The sequence below is a fragment of the Kitasatospora sp. MBT63 genome, from assembly GCF_000710465.2.
Taxonomy (GTDB): domain Bacteria; phylum Actinomycetota; class Actinomycetes; order Streptomycetales; family Streptomycetaceae; genus Kitasatospora.
On the sequence record NZ_JAIZ01000391.1, the window covers coordinates 1 to 8999 of the forward strand.

An 8999-nucleotide genomic window follows, 5' to 3' on the forward strand; every position below is an offset into this window, starting at 1 on the left:
ACGACTCGGCGACGATCCGGCGCTCGCGCAGCTGCCCCCATCCCGCGCCCAGGCCGCTCCAGGCGCTCTTGGTGACCTCGATCCGCACCACGGACCCCGGCCAGTACGACGGGGTGAGGATCACGCACTGGTGCTGGCGCAGTCGGGCGGTCAGTCGCTGGGCGAGGTGCGGGGTGATGGTGGTCGGGGCGTTGAGGAGGATGAGGGGGACGGCGGGGATGAGGGCGGCGAGGACGTCGGTCCAGGTGTCGGTGCCGGGGTCGTCGACCAGGAGCACCTTGGCGAGGTCGACGCCGTGGGAGCGGGCGGCGGCGAGTCCGAGGTCGGGCATCCCGATCACCGCCAGCCAAGTGCCGGCGCCTCCGGCCAGTGCCAGCAGCAGTCCGGCGTCGGTCACCTCGACCGCGGTGCCCGGGCGCAGGCCTCCGTCCGGGAGCAGCGGGACGAGTGCCTGGTGGACCGGGAGGACGGGGGTGGTGGTGCCGGTGCGCAGGCGGGTGGCGGGGTCGGTGGCCTCGATGAGCGCGGCCAGGCGCTCGGTCCTGGACGGTCGGCCGTCGGCCGGGGCGGGCACGGTCACCGGGTGGTCTCCGGGGGCGGGCCGGCGGGTTCGTCGGGTGGGGTGGGGGCGATCCGGATGGTGGCGGGGTCGTAGATGAACCAGCCCCAGTTCAGGTCCTCGCCCCAGCGGACATGGGCGACCCAGACCGCGCTGCCGGCCGGGCGGCGCCAGACGGTGAGCAGCCCGGAGCGCCACCGGCCGCCGATGCGGATGTGGACCAGGCGCCAGGTGCGGTCCTCGCGGTGCTGGCCGCCGGCGTCCATCAGCTCGCGCGGCGCGCGCTCCGCGTCCCCCGGCCGGCTCGGGGTCTGGCGCGGGCGGCCGTAGTAGGTGGGGGCGGGGGTGGTGCTCACACCCCGAGTATCGAACGCACGTTCGGTAAGGCGCAAGTCCCGACCCGCGACCGCCCGTGACTGTCCGCGCAGGTCAGGACACATCCCTGCCGGGTATCACCCGGACGTGGCCCCGTTCGAACTGCCCGTCGACGTCGCGCTGGCCCGGCCCGTGGAGGACTTCCCGACCGGCCCCGGCCTGCTGCTGTCCCCGAAGGTCGACGGCTGGCGAGCCCTTCTGCGGACCGGGGCAGGCGCAGCGCTGTTCTCCCGGCACGGCACCGACCTGTCCCACACCTTCGCCGACCTCATCACCGTTGCCCGTGGGCTGCCGGACGCCACCCTGGACGGCGAGGTCCTGGCGGTCCTGCCGGACGGCTCGCTGTCGTTCGCCCTGCTGCAGACCCGCGCCGGCGGCGGCCCGCGCCGCGGCGAGCCGTTCACGGTCCACTACGCCGCGTTCGACCTGCTCGGCCTCGACGCCGACTGGCGCCCACACCCCCAGGCCGAACGGCACGCCCGCCTGCTCCAGCTCCTGGACGCCGGCCCCCGCACGGTGCAGGCCCTGCCCGCCACCGAGGACCCCGACGAGGCCCGGCAGTGGATCGGCAGTCTTGGCGGCGGCGTCGAAGGCGCGGTGGCCAAGCCCGCCGACCAGCCCTATCTCCCCCGCTACGGCTCGAACTGGACCAAGTGGCGCCGCAGACACACCACCGACGCGGTCGTGGTCGGCATCACCGGCAGCACCGCGGCGCAGCAGGCCGCCGTCATCGCCCAGCCCGACCCCGGCGGCCGACTCCGGACGGTCGGTGTCACCCTCCCCCTCGGCACCCGGCTGCGCGCCGAACTCGCCCCGCTGCTCCACCCGGCCAGCGAGGGGTTGGCCGAACTGCCAGGGACCGTCGCCCGGCCTGCCCGGGCAGCCGTCGTTCCTGTACCAGCCGGTGCTGCCCGACGTCGTCCTCGAGGTCGAGGCCGACCAGGCCGCGCCCACTGAATTCGGCCGGTTCCGACATCGACCCCGCCCCGTCCGGGTGCGGGCGGACCTGACGCCCGAGCAGGTCGCCGCGGCCCCGGCGGCACAGGAGCGGCCCACGCCGTGAGAGCCGCCCCCGAAGGGGGTTGACCCGCCCGCCCGGCGGTGTAGAGTGCGCAGCTTTTCGCCCGCAGGCTGTCGGCAACCAGCTGGGTCAGGGGGCTTGACCGGCACGTTCAACCGCCTACAGTCCGGGCCACGGACCGCGGAGGGGCAAGCCTGCGGCTGGCGGATCCTCACTTTCCCGGACGACAGCCCGAACAGAGGCCGACACCGCCGTAATAACTCCGTTGGGACTGGGACGGGACGCGCCCGCGCGCACAGGAACGTAGTTGGGGCCTCGTGCTGGCGCGGGTGCTCAGCTCCCCAACGAGCCGCTCCCAAAAAGGTCCGAAGAAGTTTCAGCGAAACCGAAGGAACTTCGGAAGACGGATGCATAAGAGACCGCGAAGGCCGATTACAACGAGCATCGGCGCGGCACCATCGACAAGGGGAAGCTATGGCGAAGGAAGGACCGACCTCTGGAGCGGGCCAGGGTCGGCAGGGGGCAGGGGCGCTCTCCGAGCGGGTCCGGCAGGACATCGAGCGGGTCGAGGACGTGCGGCGCGAAGCCGGCCGCCGACCGGACCCCGCGAAGCGTCCGCTGACCCAGCACCTGGCATCCGAGCTGTTCGGGTACGCGTACAAGCGGCTCCGGGCGAAGATGAGGACCGGTGAGATCGCCGGCCTGGTCAAGCAGAAGAACAGCATGGTCCCGCTGGTCCTCACCGACGAGGACCAGGACGGGCTGGACCGCAACCCGGCGTACCGGGACGAGCTGGCCGTGCGCACCATCGCTGAGGCGTGGACCCGGTTCTACAAGCGGGCGGTCCTGGGCGGGCAGTGGAACCCGCACGAGCTCCCGGACGGCAACCGCGCACCGGCCGCGCTCGAGACGTACTTCTTCGGGATGTGTCTGCTGCAGTTCCCCCGGACCTACATGACCTGGCGCGCGGAGCAGGAGGACAAGTTCCTCGCCCACACGAAGGGCCTGACGGCCGAGGAACTGGAGCAGGCGCTCGGCTACCGCAGCGAGCAGGCCACAGAGATGGTCACCGAGCTGTGCGAGCAGGTGCTCGGGATGGTGACCACGGCCAAGCCGCGGACCCGCTCCGTGATGACGATGGCCATCGAGGGCTACTCCCAGGCCGAGATCGCCGAGCACCTCGGGATCACCGTGCCGATGGTGGAGGGCATCCTCTACCGGTTCCGGCAGTCGGTCCGCTCCAAGGTCTGGGAAGGCCGGCTGCGCCTGCCCCGCGACCTGCAGACCCTCGTGCTCCGGCAGAAGCGGAGGGCCGCGGCGTGACCACCCTCACGACCCTCGCCGCCTCGGGCGGCACGGCGCAGCTCCCGCTCCTGCTCATCGCCATCCTCATGGCCGTGCTGCTCTCGATGATCATCGCGAGCATCGCCGGCGCGCTGACGAAGGTGGACGGCAAGACCTGGCCGAGCGCCCTCATCGCCACCGGGATCGCCTTCGGCGGGACGATGACGCTGTGCATAGCGACCCTGGCGGTGTACGCCCAGATGCGAAGCTGACCGCGCCCGACAGCATCCTCTGGCGGGCGGGCCTGACACCAGCAGGCCCGCCCCGCGCGGCTGGTCCACGGCCAGCCCCGGATCGTCATACTCGCCACCGAGGATCCCAACGAGGCCCGGCAGTGGATCGGCCGTCGTCGAAAGCGCGGTGGCCAAGCCCGCCAACCCGGCCTCCCGCTACAGATCCGGCTGGACCAAGTGGCGCCGCAGTCACACCCCCAACGCCGTCGTCGGCATCACCAGCAGCACCGTTGCGCAGCAGGCCACAGGAACCGCGATCGCTGTCCGGTACCGGCGCGTCTGCCCTCTTACCGCTGCACCTACCTGGAGGACTGGGGCGCCATCAAAACCCGCTGGAGCCTCACCATCGCCCCTCGCGAACGCCAAGCGCTCACCGCTATCTCAGTCTCCTGCCCCGATGACGACGTCACCGTCGCCCAGCGCGCTGAACTCTTCACGTCGCTGGTGAGCGTGGAGAAGGAGCGGTGCAAGGAAGAGGAGGCCGGGCGCCCTCATAACTGGGGCACGGACAGGGCGGCCGCCGGTGGCGGCCGCCCCTTGTGCGAGAGCGGTCCGAAGGCCGTCATCTCGGGCCGGCAGCGTCTGCACCGCTGGTCGGCCGGTGGGCGCAGTTCGAGATTCGCTGAAGGGGAACTGGCTTTCCCACCTTGCCGCACTCTGGCCGAGGTCGAGCGGGTTCCGACCGTCGGACACCGCGCATCATCGGCTTGTACGGTGCGAATTCGGGCCTCTGACCTGCGCGTTTCTCGTGTCCGAGGAGGGAGGCGATGCCTCGGGGTTCGGACGGATTCGCAACAACTTGAAGCACATTGTTCCCGTGCGCAAGGTCCGGACGCATGTGCCCCTCACATTCCGCCACTGTGCGCTCATGGTCGCTCACCTGCAGTGTTCTCGCGTCAAGTGCCTCCAATTGTCTCAACGGGTCCACCCTCGTGGTCATCGGCGGCGGCGAGATGCTCAACACTTAAGCAGTGGAGATGAGTTCGGCGCGGCTGCACCCGCCCGGGCTGTCCCTCGACCAATCGCTGAAGGAGAGACATGCACAGCCCGACGTTCGCCGTCCCCGCCAGCACAAGGCTCGACGTATTCACCGCCTCGCCGCCTTCCGGACAATCGCGCGAGGTGAGCGTCAGGCCGACCGACACCGCCCGTATGTTGGTGGCTGGACCGTGCCAGCTGCTCGCCGCGCTGTCGGCGCAGCGGCACCGCTGATAGGCGGGCGGCACGATGGGACGGCCGAGGAAGCAAATTCCGGAAGGCTCTCCGGTCGGGGACCTCGCCGGCTTCCTGCGGGGGCTCAAGGAACGATCCGGCCTGACGCACCGCCAGATGTCCGAGCACGAAGCCGCGCAGGGGCGCTCGCATTCGACCTGGGCGCGCGCGGACTCCGGCAGCGGGTGCCCTCGCCTGATCACGGTCGAGGCGTATGTGCGGGTGTGCGGCGGAGGTGAAGCGGAGCTGCGCGAGGCCCGGAGGCTGTGGCGAGCGGCCAACCGGGGAAGCGCGGGCAGGCAGTGGCATGAGCCGGGGGAACTCCGTGACCGGTCCCAGCTGGGGCAGGTGATGCGCTTCCTGCGCTGGCAGATGGGGGACCCCTCGCTCCGGCAGATGCAGGAGTGGGCGCTGCAGCGCGGAACACCGCCGCTGCAGCGCAGCACGCTCGGTGATGCGCTGAAAGGCACGCACACGCCGTCGAAGGATGTCTTCATGTCGTTCATCCGCTTGGCAGCCGGGGTGCCGGGATGCTTCGCAGGAAAGCATCCGCTGACGGCGTGGGCCACCGGTGCCGACCGGGCACTTGCTGGCAGAAGCCGGTCGGCGCGCAGGGCGGCTCTGCGGCCGCAGCTTGCCCGTCTTGCCGCTGTTCGTGAGGTACCCGTGCGGGCGCGGCGCCCTCCGGCCCGCCTCGTCAGGCTGCCATGGACGCCCCCAGGCCCGGTCACGATCTTCAAGGAGTACGTGTACTCGCTCTACCAGGACGCCGGCTACCCGCCGGTGCAGGGGATCGTCCGGCACCTCAAGACGGAGGACACACTGAACGCGCTGCCGGGCCGGGCTGCCGTGACACGCTGTCTGGGGTCGTCACATCTCCCGTCGAGCCAGGGCGAGGCAGAGGCAATTGCCACCGCGCTCGCTCACCTGGCCGGAGCGGACCCCGAAGCTGCGGCGCAGCGCGCCGGCGCGATGTGGTCCGCCGCGAGTGCATCCCCGCCGTTGGGCAGTCCGGTCCGCAAGATCACCGATCCGCTCGCATTCGGTGTGCGGCCGCCGATCGTCCTGGCCTCCACGGTCGTGCTGCCTGTCCTGGCTCCGTACGTGGAGCGGGACCACGACGCGATGCTGCGTGAGGTAGTCCGGCGGGCGGTGGCCGGCCAGACCTCCGTTGCCATCATGCACGGAGGCCGGGCGAGCGGACGGGCCCGGTCGTGTTGGGAGGCTCTAGCTCTTGTTCCTGACGGATGGCAGCTGTGGCAACCCTCCGGTTCCGGCGGCATCGGCGAGGTGCTCGACGCGCTGGCGGCGGCCGGACCAAGGACCGTGCTGTGGCTGAACAGGATCGAGAACCTCCTCGGAAGCGAGCCCGCGGTGTCCCAGCGGCTGTGCTTCGAGATCAACAACCTTCTCCACAACATGGACCGAGCCCCGGTCTTGCTCCTGGCCACCCTCAGCCCGCGTGCCGGGCTGCTCGATCCCATCGGCGTCGACCCCGACCCCTTCGACCCGGCCCGCACCCTGATCGACACCTACGGCATCCATGTCCCCTCCCATTTCACGGACCCCGAACGCGTAGTCCTTCACCGCCATGCCGACGCTGACCGGCGTATCCAGCTCGCCGCCGACTTCGCCGGCGAGCGCGTCACCGAGTACCTCACCTCCAACCCCAGCGCCCACCCCGCCACCCGTACCCGAAGCTTCGACCTAGCCATCCAAACCGGAGACACCTCAGCCCTCACCCTCGGCGGCGTCTTCCTCGAGACCCAGGGCCGTATCGAAGAAGCGACCACCTGGTACCAGCAGGCAGCCGACCAGGGCGACCACCTCTCGATGAATCTGGCCTCCGACCTCCTCATGACATCAGGCATGTCCACCAAGGCCATCCCCTGGCTCCGCAGCAAGGCCGACCAGGGCGACATCTACGCAGCCGTGCAGGTGGCCCGCCAACTGCGCCTCTCCGGCGACGAGGTCGGTGCCGCCCACTGGTACCGGCAAGCCGCCGACCTCGGTCCCGGCTCCGCCGACCCCCGCTCCGCCGACCCCCGCTATGCCACACTCCACCACGCCGCCGTACATCACGCCGCCCAACTCCTGCACCGCATCGGGCAGACCGACGAAGCCCTGGAATGGCTCGACCACCGGGCAGAAGACGGTGATACCGAAGCCCGCTGCGCCATGGCCGAACTGCTTTGGGAGACCGGCTGCACCGGCAAGGCCCTGGATTCGTTCAGCCGCGCCGCCGCGGAAGGCCACCCCAGCGCACTCAGCATGGCCGGCGACCTCCTGCGTCACGCCGGCCGCCTCGACGAAGCAATCACCTACTACCACCGCGACGCGCAGGCTGGCGGCACCGTCGGCCTGCCCCACATCCTCAAACTGCTCGGTCTCCTGCCCCGCGACCAGGCCCTCACCTGGTGCGAGAACACCGCCAACCAGTGCGACAACCCCGACCCGCTGCGCACCGGGGCCATGCGCAAGGCCGCCCAGATCCTCGCCACCACGGGCCCCGTCGAGGACGCCCTGAGGTGGGGCGAGCTGGCCGCGGAGCGCGGCGACGTGGAAGCGATGCGCATCGTCGCCGTCATCTACCACCGCCGCCGCCGCGACCTCACCGCCGCCCTCTCCTGGTACCTGCGCGCCGCCGACCACGGAAACGAGGAGGCGGCGGAGCACGCACGATGGATCCGCCAGCAGATCCGCGACATCGAAGCCCGGCGGGAAGCCTCGGAAACCGACTGAGCAGCGGACCGACCACACGCCCCGCAGGTATGACCCCCGGCCCGGCCGGATCGGCCGCCGGACCTCCTCACAACCGCGGCCGGAGGAGACCCGGCGGTCTGGCCCCTTCCGGCCGTTCACCCACCCAGTACCCGTTCACACAGCGGAACGAAAGTGCCGCAGCCGATCAAAGGAGACACGAGTGCCGGATCGACAGCAACCGGACGTCGCGCGGAGGGGAGGTGCCCAGCGCCCGGAGCCCCACCGCGGCCGAAGCACCGACCTTCCTCTCACCGATCCGCCCGCCACGTCCGACGACTTCCGCGTGCCGCGCGCGTGGCTGCGCAGCGTCCCAACGGGCACCGTCATGCTGAGCGCCAGTGTGCTCGGATCGGCACTCAGCCGCGGATCGCTGCCCGCCAGCTCCCCGGCCGTCTGGCCCTTGGTGGTCCTGGCCGTCGCCGGGATGGGCTACGACCTCGGACTACGGGCACTGCGGCAGCGGCAGCGCTCGTAGCAGCCACCCGGCCGGGGAGCCGGCGGGCCTATCACCCTTGCCCGCCGGAACATTGGCGACGGCCGACTCAGGGCCGCATCGCCGCTGTCCAAGCTGCACCAGCTGGCACCGAGTCCACATTGCTCGGCCAGACCTACCGCAAGGCCCGCACCTCGAACTGGGCCGCCGCTCCACAAGCACCACCACCGCCCACCTCCAGCCAGCGACTGGCGGATCCTGGGGAGCGGACGACCCGCAACTCGAGGTGCTGGCCACCGACTCGAGGCCGCCGCCGCCGACGCCGGCCGGGCGGCCGAGGCACCGGCGGGCGGATGAGTGGCGCCGCCCGGCGTGGGCTCGCCCCGGGTGCCGGGCGGGTGCTGTCCGCGGTCGTCCGCCCGCCCCCGCGCCCCGCCACCATGGTCGCCCGCCGCGCTAGGTGTCAGGCTGCGCACTGTCCTGGTCGTCTACGACGAGGCGGTGCTGGTAGACGGCTGCGAGCCCGACCAGGCGTGGTCTGCCGCACGCGCGCAGCAGCCGCTCTCCGTCCAGCTCGGGTTCCGTGGTCACCGCGGAGGAGTCCGGTACTCGCAGCTGCGCCAGGTCCCGTGGCGGGACCAGCGCGCCGCACAGGTCGCACACCTCCGGTATGTCGCCGAAGCGGTCCATGTCTTTGGTGTACGCCCCCGCACAGGCCGACGCGAGCCACGACCGGAGGAGCAACGGGCCGCGGTAAACAGCAGGCAGGACGCCCGCCAGCCGGGCCGGGATTAGCAGGCGGACGGGCGCCGGAATCCGGCGCTGTCCGAACGACTGGCTGCCCCCGCGGCGGCTGCGGGCGTGAGGGGTCGGCCAGCAGCAGGCAACCACCGGTCAGAAGGCCGCGGCCGCCAGGTCCCACCCGACGTGGATCCCCTCCCGTGCAGGCACGGGGACACCGTCCGGTGCTGCTCCCGGCCGCGCCCGTCCGGGAGCAGCACCTCGACGCGGCGACCGGCGTCCAGGCCGCCGCGGCCGGACGACTCGGCGACGATCCGG

General features: G+C 71.5%; 8 protein-coding genes and 1 pseudogene. 6 read left to right on the forward strand and 3 right to left on the reverse strand.

Translation table 11 applies throughout. The features are described from left to right. Positions 1–580 (reverse strand): annotated as a pseudogene (locus AA75_RS22575) (hypothetical protein); the annotation flags it as partial. Further along, positions 577–915, reverse strand: coding sequence for a hypothetical protein (locus AA75_RS22580; RefSeq protein ID WP_033822007.1), 339 nt, complete (start codon positions 913–915; stop codon positions 577–579). The gene AA75_RS22580 and the pseudogene AA75_RS22575, both read right to left, overlap by 4 nt. Positions 916–1021: 106 nt before the next feature. Here AA75_RS22580 and AA75_RS22585 point away from each other — a divergent pair, with 106 nt between their 5' ends. The 6 genes from AA75_RS22585 (at position 1022) to AA75_RS49625 (ending at position 7982) form a co-directional block, all read left to right on the forward strand. Then, positions 1022–1891 (forward strand): hypothetical protein, encoded by an 870-nt coding sequence (locus AA75_RS22585; protein WP_051813072.1) that lies wholly within the window; start codon positions 1022–1024, stop codon positions 1889–1891. A gap of 538 nt (positions 1892–2429) precedes the next feature. Beyond that, the gene (locus AA75_RS22590; protein ID WP_033822008.1) at positions 2430–3278 is read left to right on the forward strand and encodes a sigma factor-like helix-turn-helix DNA-binding protein; all 849 of its coding nucleotides are present in this window, start codon (positions 2430–2432) and stop codon (positions 3276–3278) included. Further along, a complete protein-coding gene (locus AA75_RS22595; protein ID WP_051813074.1) occupies positions 3275–3511 on the forward strand; it encodes a hypothetical protein in 237 nt (78 codons plus the stop codon). Before AA75_RS22590 ends, AA75_RS22595 begins: the two co-directional genes overlap by 4 nt. Before the next feature lie 1059 nt (positions 3512–4570). Next, a complete protein-coding gene (locus tag AA75_RS50975; protein ID WP_199520390.1) occupies positions 4571–4744 on the forward strand; it encodes a hypothetical protein in 174 nt (57 codons plus the stop codon). A gap of 117 nt (positions 4745–4861) precedes the next feature. Continuing rightward, on the forward strand, positions 4862–7486 hold the full coding sequence (locus tag AA75_RS22600; protein WP_158515547.1) for an SEL1-like repeat protein: 2625 nt from the start codon (positions 4862–4864) through the stop codon (positions 7484–7486). Positions 7487–7832: 346 nt separating this feature from the next. Then, positions 7833–7982: a hypothetical protein gene (locus AA75_RS49625; RefSeq protein WP_158515548.1), complete on the forward strand. Its 150-nt coding sequence runs from the start codon at positions 7833–7835 to the stop codon at positions 7980–7982. A 414-nt stretch (positions 7983–8396) separates the two neighbouring features. Here AA75_RS49625 and AA75_RS22610 read toward each other — a convergent pair whose 3' ends face one another. Then, a complete protein-coding gene (locus AA75_RS22610) occupies positions 8397–8630 on the reverse strand; it encodes a hypothetical protein (protein ID WP_051813075.1) in 234 nt (77 codons plus the stop codon). Positions 8631–8999: the final 369 nt, after the last annotated feature.